Raw genomic sequence first — 14,258 nt, forward strand, 5'->3', positions numbered from 1 at the left:
AGGGGTAAAGTGATTAGCATTCCGAACGGCTTCCTACAGCCAATGACAAATCGTAATCTTTTTCTTTACCCTTTTCTTCTGCACTAAATCTACTCTTAACTCACATTGTTTTTATCCTATCCACAAACATAGGATGACAAAATATGTAAAATAGAAACGCCCCGATATTCGGGGCGTTTCTATTGGAATAAAATTATTTTATCCGTTCGTCTTCTGGTGCGGCGACAGATCAAATGGCACCACCACCTTTATACTGATATTCCTCCCCATATTAAATATGCCAGGCTGAACACCTGCCGGTACGGTTGGATTATCAAAATATTTCAGGCGACTCATATTCGATTGATAATTCTTATTACCCAGATTGGTTCCCTCCACAAATATTTTTAAGACAGGGTCACCTGCGGAATTGACGATATTTCCACCAAAACCGGCGCTTATCAGGTTATATCCTGCGGTATAGGTTTCTGTGCCATAAGCAGCAAAGAATTTATCCTGCGCATCGTAATGGTCGAAGCCTACAAATCCATATACATTTTTGAATGATCCGAATCCCTTGGCAAAAGTTCCGCGCAATTCAGAATGCGTATGCAGTGGCGGAATAAACGGAAGGTACTTCAAACTGTCGGCTATTTTGCCACCAGTGCCTAAGTTAGTGCCATAGGTCAGGCTCAATGAGTTTTCAAAATGCAGCCATTTCCACGGGTGTAGATCAAGATTTACCTCTCCGCCGTTGATGCGTGCATGACTTTGTACATAGGTAAACTCATTATACAACGGGAACGTCGGGTTATGTGCCGGTGTGCCATCCGGGTTCAATACTTGCTGCTGGAAGATGTAATTCTGAATATTATTATTAAATACTTCCACACTGGCCGATAAATTCGGCAAGGTCAGAAATGCGCCCAAATCCTCCTGCACATTAAATTCCGGTTTAAAGTTGGGATTACCTACGTGATAGATCTGCGAACCGGGATCGGGGCCATTGGCCGACAGCTCAGCAATACTTGGCGCACGGAAACCGCGCGCAATATTCGCCTTGATCAGGAATTGATTGGAGAAATTGTAGGTCGCACCAAAACTTCCGGTAGCGCCGGTGAATGTTTTATTCAACGCTGTAAATTGCTGTGCTATGTTAGGCGTTGTGGTTGGGTTTGGTCCATTGTACAACGATGGATAGTAGGCTACCGTAGTATCGATATAAGCCGCCTGGCTATGGAATGAGCGGCTGTCATAGCGTGCACCGCCTTCCAGGTCTAATTTGCCAAACGATTTCTTGATAATAAAGAACGGCCCGATATCAAATTGATGATAAGCCGGAATCGGGAAATCGGTTGCATCGCCAATAGTATTGTTTTGATATTGACCATTGACACCTACTGTGGTTTCAAAATCATTACCTATCACATAATTATACTTCACGTCATAAGTGTAAGTGCTCAGGTGAAGGTTCAATCCGGCAATATCGGGTTCGGTAGGGTGGGTATATTCACGGCGGTGACTGTATTGATAGCCGAGATTTACGATCAGGTTACCATTACCCAGGGTAAAGTTGCTGTTGTTGTAAATGCGGTACAACTGCACATGCTGATGCAGTGGCGTAATAGCATAAGAATTCAAAACCGACTCAGGAACGATAGGACGGTAAGTATCAGCATCGGTGATCTGTTGTGTAAATTTGCGTGTAAGCGAATCACGGCTGCCATCGGGGATTTCCTGTTCATCATCAAATACGGAGGCATTAAAGTAAGAATATCCCCAAGATTTATTCAACCCAACCATCACACGGGCATCTTTCTCTCGGAAGCCGGTTCCATAAACTCTCCCGTCATGCTCATTTTGGTAGTCTTTTGCTTCTTTAGCAGAAACGATTGTTCCCCAAACTAAACCGTTATTATTACCCTGCAACCGGAATGAGCCGCTCAACAAATTGTTATTCGTACCATAATCGCCGGTAAACGAACCTAATATTTTGCCCTGCGGAACAGGTGGAGGCGATAGCAGATTCACTACACCGCCAATAGCGTCAGAACCGTAGCTCAAGCTGGCGGGTCCCTTAATTACCTCTACGCGGTCGATGGAGTTCTGGTCGACCTCAATGCCGTGTTCATCACCCCATTGCTGACCTTCCTGGCGGATACCGTCCTGCAAAGTAACTACGCGATTATAACCCAAACCATGTATAAACGGCTTGGAAACATTAGGACCGGTAGTAACGGCGCTAATGCCCGGCAGATTGGCAATCTCGTCGATCACATTGGTTGAAGCGGAGTGCTGATCGATATAAGTTTTGCTTACAGCCGCCATCGGTACAGGGTCGCGTTTAATTTCGGTGGCTTTACTTACGCCTGTGATCACTACTTCTGCCGCTTCAATGGAGGATGCCTGTAATATGATATCCAATTTGGTAGTTTTTGTCAGATCGACACGTTGATTGAATGTAGCGTAGCCAACAAAGCTTACCTGGACGAGGTAAACACCTTTTGGTAATTGCCCGAGTGTATATTTACCGTTCGCATCGGATACAGTTCCGATGCGTAAATCGGGGATAGAAACGGTGGCTCCGGGAATGGGCTTGCCATCGGCTTTATCGGTGATCGTACCGGAGAGCGTACCCAAAACGTCCCCGTTAGGGATACTGTCTTTAACCGGTTTGACACTCGCAAATGCCATAGAATATATAAATAGTGTTAAAATGCTATATAGCAGTTTGAGTTTCATAATAGTGTTGTTAAATCAATAATATTGCCAGTAAGGCAGATTGTTAAACTGGAATATTATGACATGGGAGGCGAACGGCCTGCCGAAAGGATAAGTGATATGCTTACAAAATCGTATTTACCTTGCTTGTAAACATGATCTGAGGAAACATTCGGGATAAAATAATAGTTTTCGGTCAGCGTCATACTGGTATGATGCATTGCATCGCAGATCTGACACTTTTCAGATACGGTGGTTTGATTTTGAGCGGTTTGGTGCGTTTTGTATTTCACCAAATGCTGGTGGGCATATACCATTACCTGCCCCGCCGCAAAGCAGAATAGCACGATCCAGGTGTAAATGATATGTAATTTAGCTCGTCTCAAAACCCAATTGCGTTTGATTTTATGTATAAGACGCATTTCGCACAAAAATAGTTAAATACGAATGCAAAATATCATGTAATCGTAACAATGTCGTGGTAAAGTTGTTCTGCGAAATTCTTTAAATACAGGCGTCCATGTATATTTGGCACATGAAGCCCGCTGAAGTTAATTTGAAATGGACGGAGCTGCAGCAAAGGATAGCGGCAGATTTTGATACCGATACGCCTGATATTAAGGTGATGTTGTTTTTGATAGGTGTGCAGGAATTGGGTCAGGGACCAAAAAAGTTCAGCAAGCGCCAAAAAGAAGAGCTGATGCATATTGCCACCTGCAAGCTGTTCAGCCAGATGGGTTTTTACGAGCTCGAAGGCCTCGACCAGGACGGCTGGCCACACTGGAAGCTGGTGAAAACGATACCTAATTATACCCTGCTGGAACAGGAAATGCTGATGAAATCATTGATAATTGAGTATTTTGAGTCGATGTAGTTTGGTTGTAGAAGTTGTAAGGGTTGTAGATGTTGAAGTGGTTCGACTGTTATAACTTTTACAACCTCTACAACAACTCCAACATTTACAACCTATAACAATATGAAGAAGCTATTAACATTTTTATTCCTCCTGATCACAGTAAACGCTTTTGCCGGCGGTCCGAAGAACCAGTACGTGCGCATTAAAACCAGTTATGGCGAATGCATTATCCGCTTGTATAACGAAACACCACAGCATCGTGACAATTTCATTAAGCTGACCAAACAGGGGTTTTATAATGGTACGCTGTTTCACCGGGTGATACAAAATTTTATGATACAGGGTGGTGACCCGGATTCGAAAGATCCCAAAAAGGCTACCCCCGGCGCTGAGCTGGGTAATGGTGATACAGGTTATACTGTTCCGGCTGAATTTAAGGATAGCATTTTTCATAAACGAGGTGTGTTAGCTGCTGCACGTGATGATAATCCTAAAAAAGCATCCAGCGGCTGCCAGTTTTATATTGTTGAGGGGAAGCGCTATACTTCAGGTAAATTAGATACCCTTGAGAAAGCGCCAAGAATGAACGGTCATAAATTCCCGCAATGGCAGCGCGAATGGTACGAAAGCGTCGGCGGCACACCTCAGCTCGATCAGAACTATACCGTTTATGGTGAAGTAGTAATGGGGATGGATATGGTAGACCGCATAGCTGCCGTAAAAACCGGCGAACGAGACCGCCCGGTGGTAGATGTACCAATGACTGTAGAGTTGCTGAGTAAAAAAGAGTGTAAACAGCTGGATGAATTGTTAGGTTTAGGAGAAAAATAAATCCAAAATCGAACTTCCGAATTCCGAAATCAAAACACATGAAGATTATTACCTATAACGTTAACGGCATCCGCTCGGCAATCAACAAAAACTGGCTGGCCTGGTTGCAGGCTACTAATGCCGATGTGGTTTGCCTGCAGGAAATAAAAGCTACTCCCGATGTGCTGACTGATCTGGGTTTGGTAGATGCAATGGGCTATCAGCACTATTGGTTCCCGGCGGAGAAGAAAGGGTATAGCGGGACGGCTATTTTTACCAAGATACTCCCCAAACATGTAGAATATGGTTGCGGCATCCCCGATTTCGATCGCGAAGGCCGTAATATCCGTGTTGATTTTGATGATGTTTCTGTGATGAGCGTCTACTTCCCTTCCGGATCAAGCGGAGATGACCGGCAGATATTTAAATACCGTTTCCTGGATGAGTTTGGTAAATACCTGACCCTGTTAAAGGTTGAATATCCCAAACTGGTGATCTGCGGTGATTATAATATTTGTCACCGGCCCATCGATATCCATAACCCAAAATCAAACGCCAATTCATCCGGCTTTTTGCCTGAGGAACGTGAATGGATGGAAAATTTTATTGAGTCGGGTTACATCGATGCTTTCAGGCACCTGAACAAGGAACCCCACAATTATACCTGGTGGAGTTTCCGTGCTAACTCACGTGCGAAGAATCTGGGCTGGCGTATCGATTATGCTATGGCAACAAAAGAACTGGAAGAAAATATTAAACGCTGCGCCATATTGCCGGAAGCGAAGCATTCGGATCATTGCCCCGTCCTACTAGAGTTAGAGTTTTAGTTATTAAACGAGTTTATCGAGCTGTTGCTTTAAAATAGGAAGGTCAAATTTTACCGTTGAATAAATTGTTACAGCTGATACACCAAAATATTCATGAATAAGCTTATTGCGCATGGCTTTCATAAGCTTCCATTGTACACCCGGATTTTGAGCTTTGGTTTGTTCGGATATTTTCGAGGCAGCTTCGCCGATAATTTCAAATCTTCTGATAACGGCATCCTGAAGCATTAAATTTCTTGAGAACTCAAAGTCGGTTTTATTGTCGACATAGGTAAAGATCATCTCTATAGATTCAATGATGTCTTGTATATAAACCCGATCAGACCTACTCATAAAATGGTAATAGCAGAGCGTAGGACTTCATTTTTGATGGAGGGTTTCAATGCGCTGTATTCCACGAGATCAACTTTTCGATTTATAAGCTGAGATATTTCTTGTTCCAGCTGCAACATTTTGAAAAGTGTAAAATTATTCTCTGGTTCGATGAGCAGATCGATGTCACTGTTTGCTGTGGTATTACCTTTTGCAAAGGAGCCAAATATTGCGGCCCGTTTTATAAGGTATCTTTTTAAAACAGGTAGTATAAGTTGCTGATATTGCTCCAGTTGCTGCATAAACAAAGATAATGCATTAATATATAAAACAAAAGGCTTCCATTTGGAAGCCTTTTGCAATTCATTTGATCTTATCAATTAACCTTTTACACGCTCAGAATAAGCGCCACTTGCAGTATCAATTTTTACTTTATCGCCTATGTTGATGAATAACGGAACTTTGATTTCAGCACCGGTTTCAACCGTCGCATTTTTCATCGCGTTAGTTGAAGTGTTGCCTGCTACAGCTGGCTCAGTATAAGTGATTTCCAGCTCAACAGATGATGGTGTTTTTGCCATGATCGGCTCATCGCTTTCAAACGCTACGATCACGTTAACACCTTCCTTTAAAAATTTAACTGCATCGCCAAACAAGAATTTTGGTACGTTATGTTGTTCGTAAGTGGTATTGTCCATGATCACAAGGTCGTTACCATCTTCATACAGGTATTGGTAATCGTTGGTTTCCACGCGTGCAATATCCACCTCCTCGTCCGTACGGAAACGGTATTCAACCAGCTTGCCGGTTTTTACGTTACGCATACGCGCCTGGTAAAAGGCACGCAGGTTGCCCGGGGTACGATGTATAAACTCTTCCACCTGCACTAACTCGCCATTAAAGCGAAGGATATTGCCATTTTTTATATCTGATGCTTTAGCCATATAAATTTTTTATTGAGGCGCAAACTTAGCCACTTATGCGCAAAGAAACAAGAACACGATTAAATGATTGGTTGATTTTCAGGATATTGAAACCCGAAATTCATTAATCAATTAAATCCCATAATCGTGTTACCTTTGTCGGATGTTTGATGTGATATTAAAAAAGGGTAAGGAAAAGGCAGTGCTTCAGCGGCACCCCTGGTTATTTTCAGGGGCTATAGAGCGTGTTAAAGGCAAACCTGCCAATGGCGATATTGTACGTTTGCTAAGCGATAAAGGTGAATTTATGGCTTATGGGTTCTATAATAGCCAATCGCGGGTTGCTATGCGTTTGCTGGAATGGGATGAGACTGTTGAGATTAATGAAGATTGGTTCAGGAAAAAAGTGGCAGTTGCAGTGGCAAGTCGCAGTGGGGTTTTAGAAGATGGTAGAACCAATACATGCCGCTTGATTTTTAGTGAGGCCGATTATCTACCCGGATTGATTGTCGATAAATATGCGGATTACCTGGCTGTGCAGGTGCTTACCTCCGGTATTGAACGGAATATGCCGGTTATTATTGATGAACTGCAAAAGCTGCTGAAGCCTAAAGGTATTTTTGATAAGAGTGATGCTTCCTCAAGGGCACATGAAGGCTTGGAAACTACGAATCAGGTTTTATCGGGCGAACATCCGCCCGAAATTGTAGAGGTGCTGGAGAATAATGTGGTTTACGGGATCAATATAGCTGAGGGGCAGAAATCAGGTTTTTATTGCGATCAGCGCGATAACCGAATGATTACCGCTTTACATGCCAAAGGCAAAAAAGTACTGGATTGCTTCAGCTACACGGGAGGGTTTACTTTGAATGCGTTAAAAAATGGAGCTTCTGCGGTAACCAGTGTAGATAGTTCGGCTTTGGCCATTGAGACGCTAAAGAAAAATATTGAACTAAATAAACTTAATGCTTCAAAGCACAGTGCTGTTCAATCTGACGTCAATAAACAGCTTCGTGCATTACGTGAGCAGGGCGAAAAGTTTGATATCGTCGTGCTTGATCCACCAAAATATGCGCCATCACGTTCTGCTTTAGATAAGGCGACCCGCGCTTATAAGGATTTGAATCGTTTAGGTATGTTATTGCTTGAAAAAGGCGGTTTATTGGCCACCTTCTCCTGTTCGGGAGCGATGGATATAGATACATTTAAACAAGTTTTGGCCTGGGCCGCTTTGGATGCCGGTAAAGAAGTGCAGTTTATCTATCAATATTGCCAGCCGGAAGATCACCCGGTAAGAGCTTCGTTTCCTGAAGGAGAATACCTGAAGGGCTTGCTTTGCAGGGTTTATTGAAGAAAGATCCAAGAGTCAAGAGCCAAGATTCAAGATAATCATTCTCCTGATTCTCGATTCTTGACTCTTTGTTCTTAAAACTACTCCAGCTTCACGCTCTGATAAGTAGTATTAATGCTGATCTTGTTGTTTGAATTGCTGTTACCGGCGTAGCCTTTATAGTTTTTTGTAGGGTGGTAGCCACGTGAATCGTCAGATGGTGATTTTCCGGTTATCTTAAGGCGATTATCATCAAAATTAAAGCTGCCATATTTTACGGTTACATCAAAGTCAAAGCTTTCGTCACCTTTTAAGCCGATATTCACGCTGGAATATTTGGTGTCGATATCCAGGTTCTTCAAAGCCTTGCTGATCTCACCTATTTTCACGCCGCCGCCATATTTTGCGCTTATTGTGCCCGAATTATTCAATTTCTCTATATCAATCGGGGCATAGTTAACATTAGCATCTAAACGGCCTACTGTACCCAATTTTAATGAGCCATAGGACAGATTTAAATCACAGCCTTTTACTTCTTCAATATTTATCTCAGAATAACGGAAACTAAATTCGTTGGAAGGATTGGTCAGTGCCTTTGATACCAGCGAGCCGTAAGCGATCTCCATGGTAACCTTCCCGCTCAGGCTTGGTAATGAAACTGAACCGTACCTGTTCCGCAGATCGAGCGACATGGTTGACGGCATATAGACGGTGTAATTCACTTCGGCGCGGTGGCGGTCGTTCATATTATTGAACAGGTTCCATATCGAACTGTTGTTCGAACCAAAATTGGTCCGGAATGAAACCGTATTGCCGTCCTTGCTGTCAGAAATAGTGATCGCGTCAACCAATTTCTGGGCAGTTTCATCGTCGCTGGCCATACCTTTTATCTGCACATCAACTTTTACCTCGTTTTTACTCCAGGTATTAATACTTACCCTGCCATATTTGTTATCGAGGGCCAGTTTATCGTTGCCGTCAACCGAATACGATTTGCTGTAATTTTTAACCCTTTCCTGCGGACTGTTAGTTGAGGTATTGTTTGCACCGTCATTGTCATAATCCGAAACGCTCATCGTTACGCTGTGAACGGCATCATTTACAGTTGAAGTAATGTTTGATACCAGTTCATTGACGTGCAGGTTTTTATGAAAATCTCTGAAATTCGCGTCGAGCTTTCTGCCCATTTTATCCATGGCCAGCTCCAAACGTTTGGTATTAACGTTCACCTTCATATCGAGCACTTTCACGCTCTTGTTGAACGACTCATTGTTAAAGCCGGAGTTGCCTGTGCTGTCGGCCGCATCCTGTGCCAGAACTGGCTGGACGGCTGCCAGCAATGCTGCGATGAATAAGGCCGGTTTATATATTTTTGGTATCATTACTTTGCTCCTTTTTGGTTTGGTTGATCTGCTCTATAACTTCCAGTTGCTGGTTAAGTATCTCGCTTTGTATTTGCAGGTTGCGTATCATGGCGCGCAGTACACGCTCCTGGTTAGGGCTGGTCGCCAGATCCTTTTTTAACCTGTTATAGGTAGAATCCATTTTTGTTATTTCTCCGCTGAACTCTTTATACAGATCAGGGTCTGATTTAGCGATGGATTTTAATTCTTTACGCTGATTTTGCACCAGCGATGCATAATGCATTTGCTGTTTGGCGTAGGTTGGGTTGATAGCCGCAAAATTCACCGCCTCGCTTCTTTCATGATGCAGATAAAAACCAAAGCCTACCCCCATTACAATGATGACAGACGCCGCCACCTTCAGCACGAAGCTGAGCGAGAAGGTTTTTGCCTCACGCGGTTTTATCGCTGTGCCTTCGGGCGGTAAGTGCTGCTCGATCTTAGCCCACAGATCACCTGATGGTTCAAGATCATCAAACTCGTCCCTGTTCATTTTAATGAAATCCTCTAATCGCTTGCTCATGATGTTATTCCTCTTTTTATTAAAATCTCATTTAACTTTCTTTTCGCCCTCAAAAACTGTGTTCTCGAGGTATTTTCAGAAATATCGAGTATTTCGCCTATTTCCTCATGGTCGTAGCCCTCAAGCAGGTACAATGATAGTACTATCCTGTAACCATCGGGCAGCTCTTTCATAGCATCCTTCACCTGGGCCACTTTATATTGAACTTCCTCATCGTCCTCAACTTCCTCTTCGGCAATGCTTTCGGTATGTCCCTCATCCAGTTCAACCAGTTCCAATCTGCGCTTGCGCAACAGGTTGATAGACCGGTGAACCACGATTTGTTTTAACCACAAGCCAAAAGTTGTTTCCTGGCGAAAGTCCTTTATCCTGTTAAAAGCATCCAAAAAGGCTTCCTGTAATACGTCTTCAGCCTCATCAACGCTGCCTACTATTCTAAAAGCAATGTTTAACATCGCTTTAGAATACAGACGGTAGAGCTCGAAGCAGGCTTTTTTACTGCCACGCTTACACTCAACCACCAGGTCGTAATGCTTATCAATGTATACGGATTCCAAATTTTCAGCTTTCACGATATATGACGCATTGATTTTTTGAACGTTGCATGGATTCTTAAATTAAGATAAAGAAATTGTTTTGTAAGCGAACAGCCGACGTTCGATTTTGATACAAATCAATCCAACAAATAATATTAACTAGTTAATTATCAATGGCATGCTTATTTGGCATGATATTTACGAAAAGATTCGTAATAAGCGCACCTGCCATGATAAAAAATTACTTTAAAACAGCCTGGAGAAACATCGCGAAACACCGCTCGAACACGCTAATCAATGTGTTGGGCCTGGCTCTGGGAATTTGCTCAGCGCTGATTATCTTCCTGATCGTGAGCTTTGAACTAGGTTTTGATAATTTTCATCCTGACAAGGACCGTATTTATCGCTTAGTTTCTGAGCAGCAGGATAATGCTACCGGAAATAGGGACTACGTAGCAGGGATGATCAATGCTTTGCCAATGACAGCCCGCAACGAGTTGACAGGCTTTGAAAGAGTGGCGACATTTTTTAATTATTATGCGGGTGTATCGATAAAAAATGATGCCGGGCAAACCATCAAAAAATTTGATCCGGTAAGATTGGGCGAGGAGGCATCGCCCATCATTATTGCCGATCCTCAATATTTTGATCTGTTTAAATACCAATGGCTTCAGGGCAATCCTCAAACAGCATTAGCTGAGCCTTTTAAAGTGGTGTTGTCAGAAAGCGAAGCCGATAAATATTTTGGGCCAGGAGGAGCTACGAATGCTGTAGGCAAGACTATTTTGTATCGTGATGTGATATTAAGCGATTCGCTAACTTTAACTGTATCCGGCGTAGTCAAAGATTGGAATAAGCAAACCGACTTTGGCTTTAAAGATTTTATTTCTTCAGAAACCATTAATCACAGCTTTTTGAAAGATCTGATCCGTTACAATCATTGGGGTAATTGGAACGGTACTGCACAGGGATTTGTAAAATTGCCTAAAGGTATCAGCAAGGAGCAGATCGAAAAGCAATTTCCGGCATTTGTACAAAGGCATATTCCACCCTACCCAGGGCATACTGTTAGGTTAAAGTTGCAGCCGTTAAATGATATCCATTTCGATAGCAACTATCACGACTTTTATTCAGGCAAAGCACATTTGCCTACTTTGTATGGATTGATCGGTATTGCCGCATTCGTATTGGTCATCGCGATCATCAATTTTGTTAACCTGTCTACCGCAAGGTCATTGTATCGGGCAAGGGAGATTGGCGTTCGTAAAGTGTTGGGCAGCAGTCGAAATGGATTGATACTGCAGTTTTTATCGGAGACCTTTCTATTGACTTTACTCGCGGTAATCGTCTCAATAATTATCGCTTTCCCGGTTTTGAATGGATTACATAATTTAATACCTGTAGGTGTATCATTCAATTTGTTGAGCCCTTTCACTTTGTTGTTTTTGGTTGGGATTACCCTGATAACAACCCTTCTGGCAGGTTTTTATCCGGCAAAGGTTTTATCATCCTACAAAACAGTATTAACACTAAAAGGCCACGGAACACAAAAAATCGGAGGTGGTTATTTGCGTAAGACACTCATCGTTTTCCAGTTTACGGTATCGCTCATTTTTGTCATCAGCACGTTCATCGTTGGCAATCAGCTGCATTATATATTGAATAAAGACCTCGGCTTTAATAAGGATGCTATTATTACTTTCTACACCGGCTTTAATAATCCAAATCAACGCGCGGCGGTTTTCGCTCAGAAACTTAAAAATTTGCCAGATGTGGCCGGGGCAAGTGTAATGCTTGATGCTCCTGCCGCCAAAGTACACTCACAAACTCATTTTGAGCTAACCACCGCTCCCGATGTAAAACTCAGCGCCGCCTATGAAGCCGGAGATCAAAATTATGTGCCATTATTTGGACTTAAAATAATTGCCGGAAGAAACTTAACCGGATCAGATAGTACCGCGGAGTTTCTGGTTAACGAAACTGCTGTTAAACAATTAGGGTTCAAAGATCCGCATGAGATTATTGGCAAAACAGCCAATTCGGGTATTGATGATCGCAAAGGAGTGATCGTCGGTGTAGTGAAGGATTTTAACGCTTATTCATTGCACGATGCTATACCACCTTTTTTCATTACATCCAATTCTGGTATTGAAAGAGCGATCAGCATCAAGTTGACTGCAAAAAGCGGCGAGACCGGCAGCTTTAAAAAAGATATTGAACAAGCTCAAAATATCTGGAAAGGACTGTATCCAAACGAAAAATTTGAGTATCACTTTTTTGATGACAACATTGCCAAACTTTACGATAGCGAGCAAAAGACTTCCGCTTTACTAAACATCGCCATGGTGATTGCCATTTTTATTTCCTGCATGGGTCTGTTCGGACTAGCAACTTTCACCGCACAGCAGCGCATGAAAGAAATTGCCGTACGGAAAGTACTGGGTGCAAGTGTATCAGGCATCGTTACCCTGTTAAACAGGGATTTTGTAACCCTTGTAGGTATTGCCATACTCATAGCATCGCCTTTGGCTTATTACTTTATGCACGCATGGCTGCAGGATTTTGCATATCGGATAGCAATTAGTTGGTGGGTGTTCCTATTATCTGGTTTAGCTGCGGTGCTGATCGCGCTTATCACGATTAGCTTTCAATCGGTTAAAGCGGCTATAAGTAACCCTATTAAGAGTTTGAGGAATGAGTAGATATATGATATCAGACTTCTGACTTCAAAAGAAACTTGTCAACTGCCTTCACAGCACTTTCATACCGATTCTGGCCTGTGCCTGATATGGTGACATAATTGGCATTTAAGTCTTGCAACTCTTTATGCCATACTCCCATAAAATGTTCGCGCATGTTTGGAAAATCACGAAGCGGGTCATCTTCCCAGGGAAGATCGATATTGAGCAACAGGTATAGGTCATAGGGGTGTTTTGGTAATTCATCCAGCACTTCCTGCGGAGAGCGGCCAAACATCTCATTGCTCCAAATTTTTACGGTGATGAAGGTGGTATCACAGATGAGTATTTTATTTGTTTTAGGCAGATATTCTTGCTCAAGCGCTAATTGCCCGTAAAACATATTGACCTCGTCTTGCCAGGTAGGTGGTTCAGTCAATTTCTCGCAATACTCACGCGCATATTCGGGAACCCAAACTGTATGGTAATGTTCCGCCAAAAAAGCCGACATTGTAGATTTTCCGGTGGATTCAGGGCCCACGACCGCGATCTTGATGATTTGAGTTGGCAGTTGATAGTTGGCAGTTGGCATTATTTGAATTCCAGTTGTTTTTGATATTCTTTTCTCCAATCGATATATCCCATAGCGGCTATCGCCACGTAAATTGCATACATAACGGCGGTCAGATCAAGGTGTTTGAAAATATATACCCCTACATATATAATGTCTACAAACACCCATATCAGCCAGTTCTCTAAAACCTTGCGGGCTAAAAATACTTGCGCAACCAGGCTACAGGCTGTACAAAAACTATCCAGGTATGGAAAGGACGCAGGTGTATATTTTAGCACTGATCCAAGGAAAACAGTAAAAACTATGATGGCGATGATAGATAAAATGGTTTCTTTCCTTGTGACCTTTACAACTGGAGTTTTGTTTTCGTCAGCAGGTTTATGGCTCCAGTAATACCATCCATAGATGTTCATCGCCATAAAGTAAAACTGCAGGCCCATATCGGCATACAGGTGACTTTTAAAAAAGATAAAAATATAAATACCCACGCTGATGATGGCCAGGGGCCAATTCCAGATATTATTCCGCGCGGCAAGGTAAACGCAAAGCAGACCGGTGATTACACCAATAATTTCGAGCCATGTTTGATGTTGCCACCACTCCTGCAAAGAATGGATAATATGCATAAGGCCAAATATACAATTTTAACGGCCTCTGTTAAGGGATGATGAACCCATAGGGTCTACCGCTTTGTAGGAGAAAGATCAACAATAAAAAATGCCTCGTAGAGGTTACCCTTCGCCGACCAGGCAGGCATTTGACGGCGGAATAAGGGTAGCCTCTGCG

At 42.7% G+C, this 14,258-nt stretch carries 15 protein-coding genes; 5 read left to right on the forward strand and 10 right to left on the reverse strand.

Annotated features, from left to right (window positions below):
- Positions 1-198 precede the first annotated feature (198 nt).
- Together VIM89_RS00005 and VIM89_RS00010 are read right to left on the reverse strand one after the other, a co-directional pair.
- Positions 199-2,721, reverse strand: a complete 2,523-nt coding sequence (locus tag VIM89_RS00005) for a TonB-dependent receptor (RefSeq protein ID WP_488154055.1) — start codon at positions 2,719-2,721, stop codon at positions 199-201.
- Positions 2,722-2,777: 56 nt separating this feature from the next.
- A complete protein-coding gene (locus tag VIM89_RS00010) occupies positions 2,778-3,086 on the reverse strand; it encodes a hypothetical protein (RefSeq protein WP_488154056.1) in 309 nt (102 codons plus the stop codon).
- Positions 3,087-3,235: 149 nt separating this feature from the next.
- On the opposite strand from VIM89_RS00010, the gene VIM89_RS00015 reads away from it, so the two are divergent.
- The 3 genes from VIM89_RS00015 to VIM89_RS00025 all read left to right on the forward strand — a co-directional run bounded on the left by VIM89_RS00015 (position 3,236) and on the right by VIM89_RS00025 (position 5,193).
- A complete protein-coding gene (locus tag VIM89_RS00015) occupies positions 3,236-3,574 on the forward strand; it encodes a hypothetical protein (protein ID WP_488154057.1) in 339 nt (112 codons plus the stop codon).
- Positions 3,575-3,676: 102 nt separating this feature from the next.
- On the forward strand, positions 3,677-4,387 hold the full coding sequence (locus tag VIM89_RS00020) for a peptidylprolyl isomerase (protein ID WP_488154058.1): 711 nt from the start codon (positions 3,677-3,679) through the stop codon (positions 4,385-4,387).
- 38 nt (positions 4,388-4,425) lie between these two features.
- The gene (locus tag VIM89_RS00025; protein WP_488154059.1) at positions 4,426-5,193 is read left to right on the forward strand and encodes an exodeoxyribonuclease III; all 768 of its coding nucleotides are present in this window, start codon (positions 4,426-4,428) and stop codon (positions 5,191-5,193) included.
- Between the two features lie 3 nt (positions 5,194-5,196).
- Here the strand turns inward: VIM89_RS00025 and VIM89_RS00030 are convergent, their stop codons facing one another.
- From VIM89_RS00030 to efp, 3 genes are all read right to left on the reverse strand, one after another.
- On the reverse strand, positions 5,197-5,526 hold the full coding sequence (locus tag VIM89_RS00030) for a HepT-like ribonuclease domain-containing protein (RefSeq protein WP_488154060.1): 330 nt from the start codon (positions 5,524-5,526) through the stop codon (positions 5,197-5,199).
- Positions 5,523-5,807 carry a nucleotidyltransferase family protein gene (locus tag VIM89_RS00035; RefSeq protein ID WP_488154061.1) on the reverse strand — a complete coding sequence of 95 codons (285 nt, stop codon included), beginning with the start codon at positions 5,805-5,807 and terminating at the stop codon, positions 5,523-5,525. Before VIM89_RS00035 ends, VIM89_RS00030 begins: the two co-directional genes overlap by 4 nt.
- A gap of 78 nt (positions 5,808-5,885) precedes the next feature.
- Positions 5,886-6,449, reverse strand: coding sequence for an elongation factor P (efp, locus tag VIM89_RS00040; RefSeq protein ID WP_488154062.1), 564 nt, complete (start codon positions 6,447-6,449; stop codon positions 5,886-5,888).
- Between the two features lie 142 nt (positions 6,450-6,591).
- Here efp and VIM89_RS00045 point away from each other — a divergent pair, with 142 nt between their 5' ends.
- Positions 6,592-7,779 (forward strand): class I SAM-dependent rRNA methyltransferase, encoded by a 1,188-nt coding sequence (locus tag VIM89_RS00045; RefSeq protein ID WP_488154063.1) that lies wholly within the window; start codon positions 6,592-6,594, stop codon positions 7,777-7,779.
- A gap of 80 nt (positions 7,780-7,859) precedes the next feature.
- On the opposite strand, the gene VIM89_RS00050 is transcribed toward VIM89_RS00045, so the two are convergent.
- The 3 genes from VIM89_RS00050 to VIM89_RS00060 are packed head-to-tail and all read right to left on the reverse strand — an operon-like array spanning position 7,860 to position 10,256.
- Entirely contained in the window at positions 7,860-9,140 is a 1,281-nt protein-coding gene (locus VIM89_RS00050; protein WP_488154064.1) for a hypothetical protein, read from the reverse strand.
- On the reverse strand, positions 9,121-9,684 hold the full coding sequence (locus VIM89_RS00055) for a hypothetical protein (RefSeq protein WP_488154065.1): 564 nt from the start codon (positions 9,682-9,684) through the stop codon (positions 9,121-9,123). Before VIM89_RS00055 ends, VIM89_RS00050 begins: the two co-directional genes overlap by 20 nt.
- The gene (locus tag VIM89_RS00060) at positions 9,681-10,256 is read right to left on the reverse strand and encodes an RNA polymerase sigma factor (protein ID WP_488154066.1); all 576 of its coding nucleotides are present in this window, start codon (positions 10,254-10,256) and stop codon (positions 9,681-9,683) included. The genes VIM89_RS00055 and VIM89_RS00060 overlap by 4 nt, the downstream gene beginning before the upstream one ends.
- Before the next feature lie 194 nt (positions 10,257-10,450).
- Between VIM89_RS00060 and VIM89_RS00065 the strand changes: the two genes are divergently transcribed.
- Entirely contained in the window at positions 10,451-12,922 is a 2,472-nt protein-coding gene (locus VIM89_RS00065; RefSeq protein ID WP_488154067.1) for an ABC transporter permease, read from the forward strand.
- A gap of 10 nt (positions 12,923-12,932) precedes the next feature.
- Here the strand turns inward: VIM89_RS00065 and VIM89_RS00070 are convergent, their stop codons facing one another.
- Both VIM89_RS00070 and pnuC read right to left on the reverse strand, forming a co-directional pair.
- Positions 12,933-13,490 carry an AAA family ATPase gene (locus VIM89_RS00070; RefSeq protein WP_488154068.1) on the reverse strand — a complete coding sequence of 186 codons (558 nt, stop codon included), beginning with the start codon at positions 13,488-13,490 and terminating at the stop codon, positions 12,933-12,935.
- Positions 13,490-14,098, reverse strand: a complete 609-nt coding sequence (gene pnuC, locus VIM89_RS00075; protein ID WP_488154069.1) for a nicotinamide riboside transporter PnuC — start codon at positions 14,096-14,098, stop codon at positions 13,490-13,492. The genes VIM89_RS00070 and pnuC overlap by 1 nt, the downstream gene beginning before the upstream one ends.
- Positions 14,099-14,258 lie beyond the last annotated feature (160 nt).

Origin of the sequence: Mucilaginibacter sp. (genome assembly GCF_036568825.1) — a bacterium.
In the GTDB taxonomy this organism is placed as follows: domain Bacteria; phylum Bacteroidota; class Bacteroidia; order Sphingobacteriales; family Sphingobacteriaceae; genus Mucilaginibacter.